Source organism: Streptomyces bambusae (genome assembly GCF_019400985.1).
Taxonomy (GTDB): Bacteria; Actinomycetota; Actinomycetes; order Streptomycetales; family Streptomycetaceae; genus Streptomyces; species Streptomyces bambusae_A.
The window spans coordinates 1-16,678 of the sequence record NZ_WTFF01000161.1; the positions used below are offsets into that span (position 1 = coordinate 1).

21 protein-coding genes are annotated in these 16,678 nt (G+C 74.0%); 6 read left to right on the forward strand and 15 right to left on the reverse strand.

What is annotated here, in order from left to right; genetic code table 11:
• A partial coding sequence (locus tag GPJ59_RS21505; protein WP_308120408.1) for a helix-turn-helix domain-containing protein occupies positions 1 to 588 on the reverse strand: 588 nt, incomplete at its 3' end.
• A gap of 200 nt (positions 589 to 788) precedes the next feature.
• On the reverse strand, positions 789 to 1,253 hold the full coding sequence (locus GPJ59_RS21510) for a MarR family winged helix-turn-helix transcriptional regulator (RefSeq protein ID WP_219668864.1): 465 nt from the start codon (positions 1,251 to 1,253) through the stop codon (positions 789 to 791).
• A gap of 118 nt (positions 1,254 to 1,371) precedes the next feature.
• On the opposite strand from GPJ59_RS21510, the gene GPJ59_RS21515 reads away from it, so the two are divergent.
• Positions 1,372 to 1,914: a DoxX family membrane protein gene (locus tag GPJ59_RS21515; RefSeq protein ID WP_219668865.1), complete on the forward strand. Its 543-nt coding sequence runs from the start codon at positions 1,372 to 1,374 to the stop codon at positions 1,912 to 1,914.
• Between the two features lie 85 nt (positions 1,915 to 1,999).
• Here the strand turns inward: GPJ59_RS21515 and GPJ59_RS21520 are convergent, their stop codons facing one another.
• Positions 2,000 to 3,001 carry an alpha/beta fold hydrolase gene (locus GPJ59_RS21520; protein ID WP_258024717.1) on the reverse strand — a complete coding sequence of 334 codons (1,002 nt, stop codon included), beginning with the start codon at positions 2,999 to 3,001 and terminating at the stop codon, positions 2,000 to 2,002.
• 66 nt (positions 3,002 to 3,067) lie between these two features.
• Between GPJ59_RS21520 and GPJ59_RS21525 the strand changes: the two genes are divergently transcribed.
• Positions 3,068 to 3,337 (forward strand): hypothetical protein, encoded by a 270-nt coding sequence (locus tag GPJ59_RS21525; RefSeq protein WP_219668866.1) that lies wholly within the window; start codon positions 3,068 to 3,070, stop codon positions 3,335 to 3,337.
• A gap of 74 nt (positions 3,338 to 3,411) precedes the next feature.
• Positions 3,412 to 3,840 (forward strand): ester cyclase, encoded by a 429-nt coding sequence (locus tag GPJ59_RS21530; protein ID WP_219668867.1) that lies wholly within the window; start codon positions 3,412 to 3,414, stop codon positions 3,838 to 3,840.
• Positions 3,841 to 3,842: 2 nt separating this feature from the next.
• Here GPJ59_RS21530 and GPJ59_RS21535 read toward each other — a convergent pair whose 3' ends face one another.
• Positions 3,843 to 4,823, reverse strand: a complete 981-nt coding sequence (locus tag GPJ59_RS21535; RefSeq protein ID WP_219668868.1) for a helix-turn-helix transcriptional regulator — start codon at positions 4,821 to 4,823, stop codon at positions 3,843 to 3,845.
• A gap of 107 nt (positions 4,824 to 4,930) precedes the next feature.
• Between GPJ59_RS21535 and GPJ59_RS21540 the strand changes: the two genes are divergently transcribed.
• On the forward strand, positions 4,931 to 5,338 hold the full coding sequence (locus GPJ59_RS21540; RefSeq protein WP_219668869.1) for a DUF3224 domain-containing protein: 408 nt from the start codon (positions 4,931 to 4,933) through the stop codon (positions 5,336 to 5,338).
• 48 nt (positions 5,339 to 5,386) lie between these two features.
• Here GPJ59_RS21540 and GPJ59_RS21545 read toward each other — a convergent pair whose 3' ends face one another.
• From GPJ59_RS21545 to GPJ59_RS21585, 9 genes are all read right to left on the reverse strand, one after another.
• Entirely contained in the window at positions 5,387 to 5,704 is a 318-nt protein-coding gene (locus tag GPJ59_RS21545; protein WP_219668870.1) for a cupin, read from the reverse strand.
• An 8-nt stretch (positions 5,705 to 5,712) separates the two neighbouring features.
• Positions 5,713 to 6,081, reverse strand: coding sequence for a VOC family protein (locus GPJ59_RS21550; protein WP_219668871.1), 369 nt, complete (start codon positions 6,079 to 6,081; stop codon positions 5,713 to 5,715).
• Positions 6,082 to 6,177: 96 nt separating this feature from the next.
• The gene (locus GPJ59_RS21555) at positions 6,178 to 6,510 is read right to left on the reverse strand and encodes a TcmI family type II polyketide cyclase (RefSeq protein WP_219668872.1); all 333 of its coding nucleotides are present in this window, start codon (positions 6,508 to 6,510) and stop codon (positions 6,178 to 6,180) included.
• A 35-nt stretch (positions 6,511 to 6,545) separates the two neighbouring features.
• Positions 6,546 to 6,995, reverse strand: coding sequence for an SRPBCC family protein (locus GPJ59_RS21560; protein ID WP_219668873.1), 450 nt, complete (start codon positions 6,993 to 6,995; stop codon positions 6,546 to 6,548).
• Positions 6,996 to 6,999: 4 nt separating this feature from the next.
• On the reverse strand, positions 7,000 to 7,257 hold the full coding sequence (locus GPJ59_RS21565; RefSeq protein WP_219668874.1) for an acyl carrier protein: 258 nt from the start codon (positions 7,255 to 7,257) through the stop codon (positions 7,000 to 7,002).
• A 28-nt stretch (positions 7,258 to 7,285) separates the two neighbouring features.
• A complete protein-coding gene (locus GPJ59_RS21570) occupies positions 7,286 to 8,542 on the reverse strand; it encodes a beta-ketoacyl synthase N-terminal-like domain-containing protein (protein WP_219668875.1) in 1,257 nt (418 codons plus the stop codon).
• Positions 8,539 to 9,807 carry a beta-ketoacyl-[acyl-carrier-protein] synthase family protein gene (locus tag GPJ59_RS21575; protein ID WP_219668876.1) on the reverse strand — a complete coding sequence of 423 codons (1,269 nt, stop codon included), beginning with the start codon at positions 9,805 to 9,807 and terminating at the stop codon, positions 8,539 to 8,541. Before GPJ59_RS21575 ends, GPJ59_RS21570 begins: the two co-directional genes overlap by 4 nt.
• The gene (locus tag GPJ59_RS21580) at positions 9,804 to 10,247 is read right to left on the reverse strand and encodes a cupin domain-containing protein (RefSeq protein WP_219668877.1); all 444 of its coding nucleotides are present in this window, start codon (positions 10,245 to 10,247) and stop codon (positions 9,804 to 9,806) included. The genes GPJ59_RS21575 and GPJ59_RS21580 overlap by 4 nt, the downstream gene beginning before the upstream one ends.
• A gap of 50 nt (positions 10,248 to 10,297) precedes the next feature.
• Positions 10,298 to 11,404, reverse strand: a complete 1,107-nt coding sequence (locus GPJ59_RS21585; RefSeq protein ID WP_219668878.1) for a SchA/CurD-like domain-containing protein — start codon at positions 11,402 to 11,404, stop codon at positions 10,298 to 10,300.
• Positions 11,405 to 11,602: 198 nt separating this feature from the next.
• Between GPJ59_RS21585 and GPJ59_RS21590 the strand changes: the two genes are divergently transcribed.
• Positions 11,603 to 13,264: an FAD-dependent oxidoreductase gene (locus GPJ59_RS21590; protein ID WP_219668879.1), complete on the forward strand. Its 1,662-nt coding sequence runs from the start codon at positions 11,603 to 11,605 to the stop codon at positions 13,262 to 13,264.
• 119 nt (positions 13,265 to 13,383) lie between these two features.
• On the opposite strand, the gene GPJ59_RS21595 is transcribed toward GPJ59_RS21590, so the two are convergent.
• Together GPJ59_RS21595 and GPJ59_RS21600 are read right to left on the reverse strand one after the other, a co-directional pair.
• On the reverse strand, positions 13,384 to 13,596 hold the full coding sequence (locus GPJ59_RS21595) for an acyl-CoA carboxylase epsilon subunit (protein WP_219668880.1): 213 nt from the start codon (positions 13,594 to 13,596) through the stop codon (positions 13,384 to 13,386).
• A 528-nt stretch (positions 13,597 to 14,124) separates the two neighbouring features.
• Positions 14,125 to 15,075, reverse strand: a complete 951-nt coding sequence (locus GPJ59_RS21600; RefSeq protein ID WP_219668881.1) for a LysR family transcriptional regulator — start codon at positions 15,073 to 15,075, stop codon at positions 14,125 to 14,127.
• A 264-nt stretch (positions 15,076 to 15,339) separates the two neighbouring features.
• Here GPJ59_RS21600 and GPJ59_RS21605 point away from each other — a divergent pair.
• On the forward strand, positions 15,340 to 16,678 hold a 1,339-nt coding region (locus GPJ59_RS21605; protein WP_258024719.1), incomplete at its 3' end, for an MFS transporter.

Genomic DNA, 16,678 nt, shown 5'->3' on the forward strand with positions numbered 1-16,678 from the left:
GTCCAGCGGCCGGCCCGCCGGGACCATCGCGGCCACGGCGCCGACCACGGCGCCGGCGGGGGAGCGGACCGGCAGCGCCGCGCAGCAGATGCCGTCCAGCACCTGCTCCCGGTCCAGTTGGGCGCTGCCGGCGGCCGCGACCGGGCCGCGCAGGGCCCGGCCGAGCGCGGTGTCCAGCGAGAACGAGGCCCCGTTGCGGACCGGGACGAGCGGCTCCACGGAGCCGGGTACGGAGGACACGGTCAGCGCCCGGTCCTCGCGGAGCACGGCGAGCAGGACGCTGCCGCCGGTGGCCGCCCGCAGCCGGTGCAGCGGCAGCCGGGCCGCCGCCCGCAGGCCGGGGTGCGGCTGCCAGGCCTGGCCCAGCCGGTACAGCTGGGAGCCGAGCCGGTAGCGCTGCCCGCGCCGTTCCACCGCGTCCAGCGCGACCAGCTGGTCCAGCAGCCGGTGCACGGTCGCCTTGGGGAACCCGCAGGCCACGGCCAGCTCGGTCACCCCCGCCTCCTCGCCGGTCCGCCGCAGTGCCTCCAGCACCGCGAACGCCCCCTCCAGCACACCCCGCCCACGCGACTCCGTCCGTGGACGCACAGCCTCCTGCACGATTCCCCCGTCATGCGGTCGACGCCCGGCCGCGTCCCCCTGCGGTGCGGCCCCGGCGTACCGCCATGGTGGCGCGTGCCTCAGGCGCGGACGAAGCCTTTGCCGCGTGCGCGGCGCGTCGCCGACCCCTCGCGCACCCTGCTGCCCGGCGGCCCCGGGCGACCCGCCAGGGCGGGGCCGGGGGACGGTCAGTGCCCCGTGGCGCGCAGCCGGGAGCTGACCTCGCCGAGGCCGTCGGCGATCGCCGTCAGCTGCTCGGGGGTGAGGACGTCGATCAGGTGGGCGCGGACAGCCGCCACGTGGCCGGGGGCCGCCTCCGCCAGGCGCGCGCGGCCGGCCTCGGTGAGGACGGCGAAGACCCCGCGGACGTCCGTCGGGCAGGTGCGCCGGCGTACCAGGCCGGCCTTCTCCAGCTGGGTGACCTGGTACGTGAGGCCGCTCTTGGAGTTGACCAGGCCGTTGGCCAGCTCGGTCATCCGCAGCTCGCCCTCCGGCTCGGCGGCGAGCCGGACGAGGATCTCGTACTGCGGGTGCGAGAGGTCGCAGTCGTCCTTGAGCTGCTGGTCCAGCGCCCGGTTCACCAGTGCCGACGCCGCCAGGAAGCCGCGCCACGCGCGCATCTCCTCGGCGGAGAGCCATCTCGTGTCACTCATGTCGGCAACATTACGCGAGGTTGTTCCAATTTGAATCGCCCGCTAAGGTCGGCCCTCGGTAGTTCGAATTCGAACCACCTTTGCCGTGTCCGCCCCCCATGTCAGAGAGAGCCTCCCCATGACCTCTCCCACCCCTGCCGCCACCGCCGCCGCTGCCGCCCCGGCCGCCACGCCCACCGCCGCGTACGACGCGGGCCTGCTCCTGCTCCGCCTCGTGGCCGGGCTGACCATGGCCGCCCACGGCAGCCAGAAGCTCTTCGGCTGGTTCGGCGGCGGCGGGATCGACGGCACCGGGGCGTTCTTCGAGATGAGCGGCTACCCCTCCGGCAAGGCCATGGCCGTCGTGGCCGGCCTCACCGAGACCCTCGGCGGCCTGGGGCTGGCCCTCGGCCTGCTGACCCCGCTCGCCGGCGCCGCGCTCGTCGGCACCCTCCTCAACGTCCTCGCGGTCAAGGGCACCGGCTCCTTCTTCGCCCCCAAGGGCGTCGAGTACGAGCTGCTGCTCACCGCCGCAGCGGCGGCCCTGACCCTCACCGGCCCGGGCCGCTACGCCGCCGACCGCTTCCTGCCCGTCCTGCGCGCCGCCCGCCCGCTGCACGGCCTCCTGGCGCTGCTGCTCGCCGTGGTGGCGGCCGGCGTGGTCCTGCTCGTCCGGAACTGACACTCCGGCGCCCACGCGAACGGGGCCGCACCGCCGGGTCGGCGGTGCGGCCCCGGTTTCATGCCTCGATCCGTGCCGGGCGGGCTCAGCGGCAGAGCCGGGCGACCTGCTCCAGCTCGTCCGCCAGCACCCGCGGGTCGCGCGGTCCGATGTGCGGCGCGGCCAGGGACCTCACCCGGAAGCGGTTGCGCGGGGTCGTCGCGTCCGCCTCCCGGATCATCAGGTCCTGGAGCGCCGGCGGGATCGCCCGGTCCTCGGTGAACCGCACGTAGGTACGCGGCACCCGCCCCCACGTCTCGGCCGCGCCCGGGGACTCGGCCGCGGAGACGGCCAGCGACTCGTCCGGCTCCAGGGTGTTGAGCAGGGCGAGCAGTTCGGTGTCCGAGTAGCCGGCGGCGAGCGCGTCCTTGGCGGCCGCCAGGAACGCCGGGTCGGCGGAGCGCCAGTTGACGCGGCCCACGCCCAGTTCCGGCGGGGTCTGCACCGAGGGGATGCGGAACAGGGCGCTGGTGGACGCCTCCGGCGTCATCATCAGCTGGAGCGCCGACGGGTGCCGGGTCGGGCAGAACGCCGAGACGTACACCAGGTGCGCGAGCAGCTCCGGCACCTGGTTGGCGACCGAGGTCACGGTCGCACCGCCCAGGCTCTGGCCGACCAGGACCACCGGCCCGTTGCGGTGGGCCCGCCGGACGGCCTCCGTCACGTGGGCCGTGCAGTCCGCCAGGGTGACCTTGGAGACCGGCGAGGGCTCGGTCCGCAGCCGGGCCAGGTCCTGGGCCTGGTAGGAGGCGGGGAAGTAGGCATCGGGGCCGTGGCCGGGCAGGTCGACCGCGGCCACCCGGTGCCCGCGCAGCCCCAGCTCGCCGGACAGGGCGCTCCAGCTGGAGGAGTTGCAGCCGGACCCGTGCACCAGGACGAAGGTCGGGGCGCCGCGCCGCCGCCCGTCCGCGTGCGCCGCGGTGGCCCCCGCGCCCACCGCGGCGACCGCGCCGGCACCGGCGACGGCGGCCTTCAGGACACCTCGGCGGGACTGTCCGCCCTGAGGGGTGACGTCACCGTTGCCACTCATGTCTCGTGTGTCACTCATGAGGCCGACTCTAGGAGTTGACGCACACCTGACCGACGGAATCCGGCCACGCCGAGTCCGGAATCAATGGCTCCGGCCCACGCCCGACGCCTGCTGATCGCCTTCGGCTGGGTGCTGACCGTCAGGCGCCGGCGCGACCAAGGGTGGCACCTCTACCTGTCGGGACCGTGGTTCATTGCCGGTGGCCTGGCCTGGCCTGGCCTGGCCTTTGCCGCGGCCGCCACGCACTATGTCCGCCGACACGAGTGTCGGCGTGAAGTGAGGCTTTACGGCTTTGTGGGGGCGCTGGGCGCGTTGTTCCTGTCTTTGGCCTCGGTAGCCACCGGGATCGGGTGACGGCTGTCGCGGCTGCCGGTCACGGTGAGCGCCCCGAGTCCGCCGCAGCGCGAACGGGATGCAAGACTTTGCCGATGACCAACGCCAAGGACACAGTCCGTCAGTTCCTTCTGCAAGTGCGATCGGGGCTGCACCCAGACCGCGCCGATCGCTTCATGGCCGACCGGGTCCAGGCCCACCAGGTCGTCTCGGAGGCGCCGGTGGTCGTGGAGCGAACACCGCAGCAGTACGCCGAGCACGTCCAGGAGATGCTCGACGCATACGGCGCCTTCACGCTGACCGTGGACGAGCTCATCGCCGAAGGCGATCGCGTCTACGCCCGCTGGACCCAAATCGGACGACATGTCGGATCGATCGACCACCACCCGCCGACCCATGCGCAGCTCACGGCGATGACCAGTGCGGTCTATCGCGTCGAGGACGGCCTGATCGTCGAGTACTGGATCCAGATCGACCGGCAGGGAATCACCGCCCAGCTGGAGCAAGCCGCGGCCCAGCACTGATTTCAGCGGCCACCGTCCGCAGCCCCGTAGCGCCCCGCCAGTACCTCCACGGCCCGGCCGACGGCCGCGCGCAGCTCCGGTGGCCCCAGTACCTCCGCCTCCACACCGAGCCGCAGCAGGTCCCCGACCGCGACCCCCTCCGCCTCCACCGGCAGGTCCACCTCCACCCACCCCTCGGCGTCCGGTTCCCCGGCGCCGTCCAGCGCACGGGCCCCCACCGCACCGAACTGCATCGGCAGCAGCTTCCGCCCGTACGGCGACAGCCGCAGCCGGGCCACCTGCCGGTAGCGGGCGCCCTCCAGCCGGCGCGACTGCTCGGCCCAGTACGCCGCGAGGTCGAAGTCCGCCGGCCGTTCGAAGACCTCACCGGTCGCCTCCACGGCCAGCAGCCGCGAGATGCGGTACGTGCGCACGGTGTCCTCGACCCGGGCCGCCAGGTACCAGATCCCGCCCTTCAGCACGACGCCCAGCGGGTGCAGCTCCCGGTGCACCTCGCCCCGCCAGCGCCGGTAGTGCGCCCGTACCACGCGCTGCTCCCACACCGCCCGCGCGACCGCCGCCAGGTGCGGCACCGGATCCGCGTCCCGGAACCACGCCGGGGCGTCCAGGTGGAAGCGCTCCTGGACCAGCCGGGTCCGCTGCGCCGGACCGTCCGGCAGCGCCGCCTGGAGCTTCAGCCGCGCCGTCGCCAGGTCCGCACCGAGCCCCAGGTCCGCGGCCGGCCCGGGCGCCCCGATCAGGAACAGCGAGCCGGCCTCGGCGTCCGTGAGCCCGGTCAGCCGGGTGCGGTAGCCGTCCATCAGCCGGTAGCCGCCGGCCGGGCCGCGGTCGGCCGCCACCGGCACCCCCGCCGCGCCCAGCGCCTCGACGTCCCGGTAGACCGTCCGCACGGACACCTCCAGCTCGGCGGCGAGTTCGGGAGCGGTCAGCCGCCCCCGGTTCTGGAGCAGCAGCAGGAGCGAGAGGAGCCGGTCGGCGCGCATGGCCCCATTGTCGTCGCCGTACCTGACAGAAGATGTCAGGTACGGCGCACAGGCTGGTCGCACGCCGTACGGGAGGGACCCGCGCGGCCCGATCCGAAGGAACGTCCATGTCCGTGCGCACCACCGGCCACTTCACCTTCACCGACTGGCAGGAGAACGACCTCACCGCCGAGGGCGCGAGCCCCCGGCTCAGCCGCGCCTCGGTCACCAACGCCTTCACCGGGGGCATCGAGGCCGCCGCCACGACCTGCGCCTACACCAACGTGTACCTCACTCCCGTCACCGGCAGCTTCGCCGGTATGGAGTTCCTCAACGGCAGCGTCGACGGCCGCAAGGGCGGTTTCGTCGTCGAGGAGCGCGGCACGTTCGAGGAGGACGGCACCGTCCACTGCACCTTCGAGGTCGTCCCCGGCAGCGGCACCGGTGAGCTGGCCGGGCTGCGCGGCACCGGCAGCTTCACCTACCGCCACGGGATCGCGTCGGTCCCGTACGCCTTCACCTACGAGCTGGACTGAGGCACCGCGCGGACCGGGGGCGGGGGGCGGGGGCGGCGCGGACGGCGGTCACGGGTTGACGGCGGTCAGCAGCACCACCGCGTCCGTCAGCGCGGTCAGCGAGTGCGGGTCCGGCGGCAGCAGGTGCAGCGTGCCGGGCCCGAGCTCGATCTCACCCGACGCCGCGACCACCCGCACGGTACCGCGCATCACCTGCAACGAGGCGGCGGGCGGGGTGAGGTGCTCGTCCAGGGTGGTCCCCGCGACGAGCGCGATGACGCTCTGGCGCAGCGGCTGGTCCCGCAGCACCAGATGGGCGCTGCGCCCGTGCGGATGCTCCCGGGCCAGCGCCAGGTGCTCGTCGGCCAGGGCGTTGAGGTCGTCCATGTGTCCTCCTACCTGGAGGGGTCGATGATGCAGAAGCGGTTCCCGTCGGGATCGGCGAGGACGACGAAGTCGGGATCCTCCGGATAGCTGTCCCACGCGACCGGCCGGGCGCCGAGCGACACCAGCCGCTCGACCTCCGCGGCCTGGTCGGCGGTGTCCCGCGCGTACAGGTCCAGGTGCATCCGGGGGTGCTCCTGGACCTCCGACCTGCTCAGCCCGAGTGCCAGCCGTACCCCGGAGCGGCCCTCCGCCGGGCCCACCACCACCCAGTCCTCGCGGAGCCGTTCGTGCACGACGTAGTCCAGCGCCCGGGTCCAGAAGGCGACGGCCCGCGGCACGTCCGACACACCCAGCACGACCGATCCGATGTCCAGCATGGCCCGCAGTCAACCAGAGCCGGCCGACGGCATGCGCAACGGGCCCCCGGGGGAGGCCCGTTGCGCAGGAATCCACGGCGGGTCGCGGCCGGCGGATCAGCGCCGGGCCGGGTTCTCCCAGCGGTAGAACTCGTGCGCCATCGCGTCCTTCGGGCTGCGCCACGTCGTCGGGTCGTGGGCGCTGACGTACGCCGACAGGTCCTGGCTGAGCCGCTGGAACTCCGGGTGCGCGGCCGCCTTCGCGATCTGCGCCTCCGGCGGCCGGTCCGCCTCGATCAGGTGGAAGTACAGCTCGCCGAACTGGAAGAGGCTGCGCCCGGTCACCCCCACGACGTGGGGGAGTTCGCCCTTGTCGGAGGCCGCGAACAGCCCCGCGATGTCCGGCGCCGAGCCCGGCGCCATCCGGGCGACGATCAGGGTCCGATGCATGTCAGGTGTGTCCTTCGTCCTGCGGCGGCGGCCGGTCAGCCGACGCGCGCCTCGATCTTGTCGCGGATGAGTGCCAGCTGGATCTTCGAGTTGGTGTTGATCCGCTCGGTCATCCCGTGGTCGTCCAGCGGGGCGCCCGGCTTCATCTCGAAGTCCTGGACCCAGCGCATCCGGGTGCCGCCGGGCACCGTCGCGTAGTGCCAGCGGATGTTCATGTAGGCGAACGGCCCGGTCTCGACCCGGCGCGCGTGCACCTCCAGGCCCTTGCGGTCCGTGGTCCGCTCCGAGACCCAGCTCCACACCGTCCCGTTCTCGTCGGGGTGCATGGTCAGCCGGAACCGCGTGGTGTCGCCCTCCTCGGCGAGGATGTCGACCGACGCGTACTCGCTGAACAGGTGCGGCCAGTTGGGGAGATCGTTGGTGATGTCCCACACGAGGTCGACGGGTGCGCCGACCGTGATCTCGTTGTCGGTGTGTCCGGGCATGCTTTCAGGCTCCTGTCATCAGGCTGCTGTTGACCAGGTCGAGGAATTCACGCGGGGTCTGGCAGCGGTCGGCGTCCGTCGGCAGCGAGCGGCCCCTGCGGTTCTCCAACTCGCCGACGATGCCCAGCAGCCCCAGCGAGTCGAGGCCGTAGTCCTCGAAGCGGGAGTCGGGGCGGTTCGCCATCTCGGCGGGGTCGACGGTGATGCCGGCCCCGGACTTCATCAGTGCGGCCAGCTCTTCGATCGTCAGTCGGTCGGACATCGACTCTTCTCACTTTCTGGACGAGCCCCTACGCGGACGGGTCCGCTGCGGCTTTGCGTACGACGAGCGCCGAGTTGGAGCCCATCAGGCCCCGGCTCAGCACGAGCGCCGTCCGGAGTTCGGCCGGGCGGGCGCTGCCGGTGACCAGGTCGAGGTCGTGGCACACGTCGAAGACGTTCGGAGTCGGCGGCACGAGGCCGTGCTCCATCGCCAGCACGGCGGCTGCCGTGTCCAGCACCGAAGCGGCGCAGTACGCCCGCCCGGTACCGGTCTTGGGGGCGGTCACCGGCACCTTCGGCCCGTGCGCGCCCAGGGCCTCGCCGATCGCGCGGGCCTCGGCGGCGTCCGCCGCCGGGCTGCCCAGGGCATCGGCGAAGACCACGTCGACCTCCTCCGGGGCGCAGCCGGCCTCCGCCAGCGCCCCGCGGATCGCGTGGACGAGTCCGTCGGCCGACCGCTCCCACTGCCGCGCCCCGGTGAAGGTCGCGGCATGGCCGGCGATCTCGGCGCGCACCGGGGCTCCCCGGCGGCGCGCCGACGCCTCGTCCTCGACGACGAACATGGCCCCTCCCTCGCCCGGCGAGAAGCCGCAGGCGTCGGAGGTGAAGGGCCGGTAGGCCCGGTCCGGCTCGTCCCGGGGGCTGAGGTCCTCGTACCCGAGCTGGCAGGCGATCGAGTACGGGGCCAGCGGCGCCTCCGTGGCGCCGGCCAGCACCGCCGCGCTGCCGTGCCGCACCGCGCGCACGGCGTGCGCGAAGGCGTCCAGGCCGCCCGCCTCGTCGCTCGCCACCACCCCGCACGGGCCCTTGAACCCGTGCCGGATGGAGATCTGCCCGGTGCTCGCCGCGTAGAACCAGGCGATCGACTGGTACGGGCCCACGAACCGCGGACCCTGGGACCACAGCCGCTGCAGCTCCCGCTGCCCGAACTCGCCGCCGCCCGACCCGGCCGCGGTGACCACCCCGACCGAGAACGGGTCGTCCTCCCACTCCGACCGGCCCAGCCGGGCGTGCGCCAGGGCCAGGTCGGCGGCCGCCAGGGCGAAGTGCGAGAACCGGTCGGTCTGGACGATGAACCGCTCGTCGATCAGCGCCCCCGCGTCGAAGTCGCGCACCTCGCCCGCCACCCGCAGGGGCAGCTCCTCGCAGCCCTCGCGGGTGACCCGGTCGAGGACGCACAGACCCGACTGGGTCGCCTTCCAGAACGCCTCGGTGCTGGTCCCGTTCGGGGCGACCACCCCGATACCGGTGACCACCGCCCTGCGCGGGGGATGGGTCCTGCTCATGACATCGTCCCTTGGGGGTGGGTCATGACCACGGCGGACTGGAAGCCGCCGAAGCCGCTGCCGACCGAAAGGATGCTGCGCAGCTCGCGGTTGCGCGCGGTCTTCGGCACGTAGTCGAGGTCGCACTCGGGATCGGGGGTCTCGTAGTTCGCCGTCGGCGGCACCACCTGGCGGGTCATCGCCAGCACGCACGCGGCCAGTTCGATGGCCCCGATCGCGCCGAGCGAGTGCCCCACCATCGACTTGATGGAGGTCATCGGCGTCTTGTACGCGTGCTCGCCCAGCACCCGCTTGACCGCCGCCGTCTCGTGGCGGTCGTTCTGCTTGGTGCCCGAGCCGTGCGCGTTGACGTAGTCGATCTCGGACGGGTCCAGGCCCGCCTGCGCCAGCGCGGTCTCGATGGCCCGGGCCATCTCCAGCCCCTCCGTGGTCAGCCCGGTCATGTGGTGGGCGTTGCCGAAGGTCGCGTACCCGCTGATCTCGCAGAGGATCTGCGCGCCCCGGGCCAGGGCGTGCTCGCGCTCCTCCAGCACCAGGACGGCGGCGCCCTCGCCGAGCACGAAGCCGTCGCGGTTGGCGTCGAACGGCCGTGAGGCGTGCGCGGGGTCGTCGTTGTTCGGCGAGGTCGCCTTGATGGCGTCGAAGCACGCCACCGTGATCGGCGATATCGGCGAGTCGGACGCGCCGGCGACGCACACGTCCAGGCGCCCCTCCTCGATGGAGTGGAAGGCGTACCCGATCGCGTCGAGCCCGGACGTGCAGCCCGTCGACACGGTCTGCACCTTGCCGCGGGCCCCGGTCTCCTCCGCGACCGCGCTGGCCAGGGTCGCCGGGGTGAACGCCCGCTGCAGGTGCGGTTCGGCGCGCGTGTGGTCGACGCCCCACCGCTCGCCGCGGCGGCTGACCGCGATGTAGTCGTGCTCCAGACGGGTGGTGCCGCCCACCGCGGTGCCCATGGACACCCCGGTGCGCCAGGACGCGTCCTCGCCGACCTCCAGACCGGCCTGCCGGACCGCTTCCCGGGCCGCGACCAGGGCGAACTGGATGTAGCGGTCCGCCCGGCCGGTGTCGTCGGCGCTCAGACCGTGCTCGGCGGGGTCGAAGTCGACCTCCGCGGCTATCCGGGAGCGGAACCCCGTCGGGTCGAACAGGGTGATCCCGCGTGTGGCCGTACGGCCGTTGGCCAGCAGATCCCAGAACGCCGGCGCTCCGATCCCACCGGGAGCGACCACGCCGATCCCGGTGACCACCACCCGCCGCTTCACGGCGCGGCCCCGACGGACATCACGGGCAGGCCGTCGTCGTCGTCACCGCTGACCGGGTACGCCTCGGTGTCCACGTGCCCGAGCTCCGGGCGCGGGGCCAGCGGGCCGAGGTGGAAGACGATGCGGGCGGGCTCGTCGCCGACACAGCGGAACCGGTGCCGGACGTCCTTGGGCACCATGACGCCCTGGTCGGCGCGCAGCGGGTGCGGCTCGCCGTCGAGATCGACCTCCAGCCGGCCGCTCACCACGAACACGAACTCCTCGGAGTACGGGTGGTAGTGCTCGCTGATGAACTCACCGGGCTGGAGGGTGGCCACGCCCATGAAGCCGCTGGTCGAGCCGACGGAGGTCGGCGTCAGCAGGGCTCGCAGGTCGCCGCCGCGCTTGCGGTTGGGCTGGGTGTCGCTGAGGTCCACGATGCGTGGGCCGTATCCGGTCACAGCAGTGTCCCTTCGGATGAGATCGGGAGAGGGGGCGGGCGCGGCCGGTGCTACTCGGCCGGGGCCCGCCGGTCGGTGACGAGCGTCATGGCGTACCGGTCCACCAGGTGGGCGGCCGGCGCCGCCGGTACGTCGAGCAGCCGGGCCAGGACCTTCGCCTTGCGGGGGCCGCGGACGCCGAAGGCCAGGTCGGGGTCGGCCGCCGCCAGCGGGCCGCGTACGTCGAGCATGCGCACGACCACGTCGTCGCGCTGGAAGATGCAGCTGCTGCGGACCGGGTTGTCCGGGTCCTGCGCGGCCAGCTCGTCCTGGCGGGCCAGGAACCTCGCGACGGCCGTGCCGCAGCCGGGCCGGGCCGGGTAGAACAGCGCGTGCCGGTGTACGTCGGCCGCCTCGCCCCCGTCCGCCCCGTGCGCGGCGATGTGGTGGACCGCGGGCAGCGCCGCCCGCATGAAGAACATCCGGGCCGACTCGGGGTCGTCGAGGTTGCGGTCCACCTCCAGGTACGGGTTCATGGCCTCCTCGACGGCGCGGATCTCGGGCTGCTTCGCCACGTGGCGCAGCCCGGCCATCAGGTCGCCCTCGATCTCCACCGTCCGCACGACCCGGTTGCCGTGCATGAACAGGGTGGTCCGGGCCAGCCGGGTCTGCGCGTCCACCCGGGCCTTCGGGGCGGCGTAGTTCGCCAGCAGCTCGGCGACCTTCTTCTCGGCGCCGGGCTTGACCGTGAACGTCAGCGCGTGGCGCACGACGCCCTCGCCGAGCCGGGGTGCCGACTGCAGCTGCGCGATGACGGGACGGCCGCTCTCGCGCAGCCCGGTCTCGCGGAGCACGGTGAACTTCAGCGCCTTGTTGCTGCGCATGCACACGCTCAGCGGGCGGACCTGGGCGATGTGGTCGTCGCTGTTGACCCAGGCGAGGTAGTGCGGGGCGCTCTCCCATTCACTGGTGATGAGCCACTGCGAGGGGTTCTCGAAGGACTGGCAGAGCTGGTCGCTGATGTGTCCGGGGACCTTGGCGACCTGGTGGCGCATCTGCTCGTACGCGTCGAAGAACTGCTGCTGGGTCCCCTCGTGGAGATCGCACAGGAAGACGACCCGCAGCATGGAGCCGTCGAAAGCCGACTGCGACACCCGTTCGGAAAGGGTGGTTGTCATCCGTCTCTCCTTCGTCAGGACACCAGCGACCGGCCGGTCCGGGGCGTCGGTGTCCCTCATGCTCGTCCCACGCCGAACGAAAGCGCGAGATATGCGGATCAAACGGGCGACAGGCCTGAGCGAGTGAAAGCCCGTGCGGGCCGGCCCTGCGGGGGCATAGAAGTTCCGACCCCCTCAGGAACAGGAGCACCCGACTCGATGGAAGAGAACGCAGAGGACCGCGTACCGGTCCTCATCGTGGGCGGTTCACTCGTAGGCCTGTCGACCTCGCTCTTCCTGAGCCGTCACGGCATCAGGCACATGCTGGTCGAGAAGCACACCGCCACCTCCCTTCACCCGCGCGGCCGAGGCATCAACGCCCGGACGATGGAACTGTTCCGCACCGCGCGGGCGGAACCGGCGATCCGCAAGGCGGCCGAAGCCCTCAAGGACAGCGACGGCATCCTCCAGACGGAGTGCCTGACCGACGGATCCCCCCAGAAGTGGCTGGTCAAGGGGGTGTCGCAGCGGCGCGGCGGGCTCGCCGAGGTCAGCCCGACCGGCTGGTGCCTGTGCAGTCAGAACATCATCGAGCCCGTACTCATCGACCAGACCGGCTCCCAGGGCGCCGACATCCGCTTCTCCACCGAACTGATGAGCTTCGACCAGGACGAAACGGGCGTCAGCGCCCTGGTCAAGGACCTGCGGACCGGCGAGCACACGCGGGTGCGCGCGGACTACCTGATCGGCTGCGACGGCCCGCGCAGCCCCGTCCGGGAGGCCCTGAACATCCCGCAGACCGGCAGCGGCGAGCTCTTCCACAACGTGAGCGTCACCTTCCGCTCGCGCCGCATCCGCGCGGTGCTCGGCGACCTCAACTTCATCGTCTGCTACCTGATGCGGCCCGGCTCCGACGGCGCCCTGCTGCCCGTGGACAACCAGGAGCACTGGGTCTTCCACGCCCCCTGGAAGCCCGAGTCGGGCGAGACCATGGAGGACTTCACCGACGAGCGCTGCACCGATCACATCCGGCGGGCCATCGGCGCCCCCGACCTGGACGTGGAGATCCTGGGCCGGGCGCCCTGGCACGCCGCCGAGCGGGTGGCGACCAAGTACCGGGTCGGCCGGGTCTTCCTGGCCGGCGACTCCGCCCACGAGATGAGCCCCACCGGCGCGTTCGGCTCCAACACCGGCATCCAGGACGGCCACAACCTCGCCTGGAAGCTCGCCGCGGTGCTGAACGGCGAGGCGGGCCTGGACCTCCTCGACACCTACGAGGAGGAGCGGCTGCCCGTGGCCCTCGCCACGGCCGAGCGCGCCAAGGCCCGCTCGGCCGAGCACAGCCACCCCGGCTACGCCCCGCCCGTCTCCATCGGCCCGCCCGGCGGCGGCGTGCTGGCCACGGCCATCGGCTACCGCTACCGGCGCGGCGCGGTCGTCACGGACGGGCCGGGCGGTGCGGGCGCGGCGGACCGGCCGGTCGTACCGAACGAGCTGCACCTCACCGGCGAACCCGGCACCCGCGCCCCGCACCTGTGGCTGGACCGGGCCGGCGAGCGGGTCTCCACCCTCGACCTGTACGAGCGCTCCTTCGTGCTGCTCAGCAGCCCGGGCACGGACTGGAAGGCGGCGGCCGGGACGGTCGCGCGGGACCTCGGCGTCCCGCTGGAGGCGGTCACGCTCGGCCCCGGCCCCGAGGCGGACCTGGTCCCCGACACCGGGGCCGAGAAGCTGTGGACGCAGGCGCACGGCGTCGGCGTACAGGGCGCGGTCCTCGTCCGGCCCGACGGGTTCGTCGCCTGGCGCTCCCCGGACGCCGACCCGGACCCGCGGGCCACCCTCACCCGGCTCATGCGCACGCTGCTGCACCTGGACGGCTGACCCCGTGCCGGGCCGGGTCCCGCCGCTCCGCAAGGGGGCGGCGGGACCCGGCGGCGCGCGGCGGGCTGCGGGGTCCGGCGTCTCCGGCCCCGGGCGGCCCCGGCCTTCGGCGGGCGGGGTCAGCGGCAGGTCCAGCAGCCCGCCCAGCAGCCGGCGGCCCGACGCGCACCGGGCCGGTGCGGGCGGGCCGCCGAGGGGGGACGTACGGCGGCGTGCCGGGGCACCCGGCCCGCGAGGCACGCGACCACCACGGCTATCGCGGCGACCTCCTCCGGCTCCGCGCAGCCCCTCTCGATCCGCAACAGCTCCGCCACAGGCACGTCTTCAGGCATGGCACACGGCCTCTCGTGCAGGGGAACCGCCCAGGCCCGGTCACGGGCGGGCGCGCCGGCCCACGTAGCAGCCAGGGCCTGTCGCGTGGATCCGCGACACGCCCGACGCTCGACACGCCCGACGCTACAAGTGGGCACCCCGCCCGGCGCGCCACCGGGACGGCCCGCGAGGGCCGACCGGCCCGGGGAAGTCCGGGCCTGACGGCCCGTACGACGGCACACGGCCATTGCGCCACCCGGATGAACCACGGGGGCCCGCCCCGTGTACGGGCCGCTCCGCCGGACGGCGTTCACCCGTCCGCGGAGCGGACCGCTGCATCGACCGGCGTACCGGTCGGGCGTATCGGGCGTCCGAGCCCGACCGCGGCCGCCGGGCGCCGGCGGTCCGAGGCGGCGCTGCGGTGGAGGTGCTCGGCGGCAGGGGCCCGCCCCCGAGCGAGCTCGACGGTGGTCGACGTGGCACGGGCGGTCCGACGTACCGCGCCCGCGCAGGCCTTCGCCGGCCCAGGCCCGACGCCCGCGCCGGAGTCAGGCAGCCGGCCCCGCCGGCCGGGGTGCGGGGCCGGAAGGCCCCGCGGAGCCGAGCACCAGTGCCCGCGCGCACTCCCGCAGCCACGCGTGCGCCGGATCCGCGTCGTGCCGGGGGTGCCACGCCATCCCGAACGGCAGCGGCGGCAGTTCCAGCGGCACCTCGAAGCAGACCAGGCCCAGCGCCTCGGCGAGCGGCAGCGCCTGCCGGGTGACCAGACCCACCAGATCGGAGTCCCGCAGCACGAACAGCGACGCCGGGAAGGACCCCACCGCCCCCACCACGCGCCGCGCCAGCCCCAGCCGGGCCAGGGCCTGGTCGACCGGCCCCTCCAACCGCCCCCGCCGCGACACGATCAGGTGCTCCTGCGCCGCGAACCGCCGCGCCGTGAGCGGCCCCGCCAGCAGCGGGTGGCCGGCCCGGGCCACGCCCAGCATCGCCTCGTCCAGCAGGTGTTCGGTGCGCACCTCGGGCGAGCGGGTGTCCACCACCCCCACCTCCAGGTCCGCGGTGCCCTCCCGGAGCGCCGGCACGTCCACGTGGCTCTCCGACAGGAACCGCAGCCGCACCCCAGGCGCCTCGCGGGACACCCGGTTGAACAGCGTCGCCCCGTACGCCGCCGCGAACGCGTCGTGCGCGAGGACCGTGAAGGTGCGCGTCAGCGTCCGCAGGTCCACCTCGCCCCCGGACAGGAACAACGCCCGGGCCCGCTCCACGACCTCGCGCACCTCCGCGCGCAGCGCCAGCGCGTGCGGCGTCGGCACCATGGTCCGCCCGGCCCGCACCAGCACCGGGTCGCCGAGCGCCTTGCGGATCCGGCCGAGGGTGCGGCTCATCGCCGGTTCCGACAGGTGCAGCCGCGCGGCCGCCCCGGACACGCTCGACTCCTCCAACAGCACGTCGAGGGCGACCAGCAGATTCATGTCGAGCCTGGATTGCGTCACACGCATTCGTCCCTTGCGGAAGTTGCACTGGAAAGCAGGAGAGCCCAACTCTACGGTGGGAGCACGGGGGAGGAGCCCCGCCGGCCCGGCCGGCCCCGCGACCGCGAGGGGCGGCGCCCCGTTGCGCCGCCGCCTCCTCCGCCTGCCACCCCACCGATCCAGCTCCCAGGAGGAGCCGTGCCCAGCCCTGCCCGGATACGTCCGCCCGCCACCCCCGGCCCCGCCGCCGGCCCCACCCCCAGCCCCGCCGCCGGTCCGTCCCGCCCCGCCCTGCTGCTCCTGTGCGCCTGCGTCCTCGTCGCCCAGGGCATGGTCGCCGCCGTCAACCTGCTGCTCCCGCAGCTCGCGGCGTCCACCCTGCACCCGTCGCCGAGCCAGCTGCTGTGGGCGGTCGACGCCTACGTCATCGCCTTCGCCGCGCTGCTGATCCCCGCCGGCGCCCTCGGCGACCGCTACGGCCGCAAGGGCGCGCTCCTCGCCGGGCTCGCCCTGTTCGCCGCCGGCGCCGCCCTGAGCGCCCTGGCCGGCTCGGCCGCCGTCCTGATCGCCGGGCGCGCGGTGTGCGGCGCGGGCGCGGCCCTGGTCATGCCGGCCACCATGTCGATCCTGGTGCACCTCACCCCCGCCGAACGCCGCAGCCAGGCGCTGGCCACCTGGACGCTCGCCGCCGGCCTCGGGGGCCTGGCGGGGAACGTCGGCGGCGGCCTGGCCGCGGAGTTCCTCACCTGGCGCGCCCTGTTCTGGGCCGTCGTCCCGCTCGCCGCCCTGCTCGCCCTCGGCACGGCCCGGCTGGTCCCGCGTATCCCGCGCCGCCCCGACGCGTCGGTCGACCCCCTCGGCGCCGCCCTGCTCACCGCCGCACTCCTGGGCGTCGTCCACGGCATCATCGAGGGTCCGTCGTACGGCTGGACCTCGCCGCGGGTCCTGGCCGGCTTCGCCGCGGGCGCAACTCTGCTCGCCGCCTTCACCCTGCGCGGGCTGCGCACCGCCCGCCCGCTCTTCGACCCGCGCGTGTTCACCTCGCGCCGGCTGCGCGCCGGGACCCTCGGCATCGGCGCCGCCTTTTTCGGGCTCTTCTCCCTCTTCTTCGTCAACGCCCAGTACCTGCAGTACGTCAAGGGCTTCTCGCCCGCGCTGACCGGGCTGGCGATCGTCCCGCTCACGATCGGCATGGCCCTGGTGCCGCGGTTCGGCGCCCGGCTCCAGGACCGCGTCGGGCCCAGGCCGCCCGTCACCGTCGGCCTCGCCGTGATCGCCGGTGGCCTGCTGCTGGTCTCCACGGCCGACGCCGCCACCCCGTACGCCCTGTACGCGGTGTACCTGCTGGTCCTGTCCATCGGCACCGGCCTGTGCGCGCCGGCACTGACGATGAGCGTGGTCGCCGAACTCCCGGCCCACCAGGCCGGGTTGGGCTCCGGCCTGAACACCGCGGCCCGCGAGGTCGGCGCCGCCCTCGGGGTCGCGGTGGTGGGCACCGTCCTGGCCTCCCGCTTCCACGGCACGCTCCAGGACCCCGCCGGCGCCGCCGGGTTCGCCTGGGCGATGGGCGCCGCCCTGCGGGTGGCGGCCCTCGCCGTGCTGGCGGCCACGGCCGCGGTCGCCGTGGCCT

Excerpts from the sequence above, each read along its gene's own strand:
- GPJ59_RS21560 (WP_219668873.1), bottom strand. The coding sequence starts at position 6,995 with ATGCCCGGACACACCGACAACGAGATCACGGTCGGCGCACCCGTCGAC.
- GPJ59_RS21540 (WP_219668869.1), top strand. The coding sequence starts at position 4,931 with ATGTCCGTGCGCACCACCGGCCACTTCACCTTCACCGACTGGCAGGAG.
- GPJ59_RS21595 (WP_219668880.1), bottom strand. The coding sequence starts at position 13,596 with ATGCCTGAAGACGTGCCTGTGGCGGAGCTGTTGCGGATCGAGAGGGGC.
- GPJ59_RS21590 (WP_219668879.1), top strand. The coding sequence starts at position 11,603 with ATGGAAGAGAACGCAGAGGACCGCGTACCGGTCCTCATCGTGGGCGGT.
- GPJ59_RS21550 (WP_219668871.1), bottom strand. The coding sequence starts at position 6,081 with ATGCTGGACATCGGATCGGTCGTGCTGGGTGTGTCGGACGTGCCGCGG.
- GPJ59_RS21600 (WP_219668881.1), bottom strand. The coding sequence starts at position 15,075 with ATGCGTGTGACGCAATCCAGGCTCGACATGAATCTGCTGGTCGCCCTC.
- GPJ59_RS21555 (WP_219668872.1), bottom strand. The coding sequence starts at position 6,510 with ATGCATCGGACCCTGATCGTCGCCCGGATGGCGCCGGGCTCGGCGCCG.
- GPJ59_RS21565 (WP_219668874.1), bottom strand. The coding sequence starts at position 7,257 with ATGTCCGACCGACTGACGATCGAAGAGCTGGCCGCACTGATGAAGTCC.
- GPJ59_RS21515 (WP_219668865.1), top strand. The coding sequence starts at position 1,372 with ATGACCTCTCCCACCCCTGCCGCCACCGCCGCCGCTGCCGCCCCGGCC.
- GPJ59_RS21545 (WP_219668870.1), bottom strand. The coding sequence starts at position 5,704 with ATGGACGACCTCAACGCCCTGGCCGACGAGCACCTGGCGCTGGCCCGG.
- GPJ59_RS21530 (WP_219668867.1), top strand. The coding sequence starts at position 3,412 with ATGACCAACGCCAAGGACACAGTCCGTCAGTTCCTTCTGCAAGTGCGA.
- GPJ59_RS21510 (WP_219668864.1), bottom strand. The coding sequence starts at position 1,253 with ATGAGTGACACGAGATGGCTCTCCGCCGAGGAGATGCGCGCGTGGCGC.
- GPJ59_RS21585 (WP_219668878.1), bottom strand. The coding sequence starts at position 11,404 with ATGACAACCACCCTTTCCGAACGGGTGTCGCAGTCGGCTTTCGACGGC.
- GPJ59_RS21535 (WP_219668868.1), bottom strand. The coding sequence starts at position 4,823 with ATGCGCGCCGACCGGCTCCTCTCGCTCCTGCTGCTGCTCCAGAACCGG.
- GPJ59_RS21520 (WP_258024717.1), bottom strand. The coding sequence starts at position 3,001 with ATGAGTGACACACGAGACATGAGTGGCAACGGTGACGTCACCCCTCAG.
- GPJ59_RS21570 (WP_219668875.1), bottom strand. The coding sequence starts at position 8,542 with ATGAGCAGGACCCATCCCCCGCGCAGGGCGGTGGTCACCGGTATCGGG.
- GPJ59_RS21525 (WP_219668866.1), top strand. The coding sequence starts at position 3,068 with ATGGCTCCGGCCCACGCCCGACGCCTGCTGATCGCCTTCGGCTGGGTG.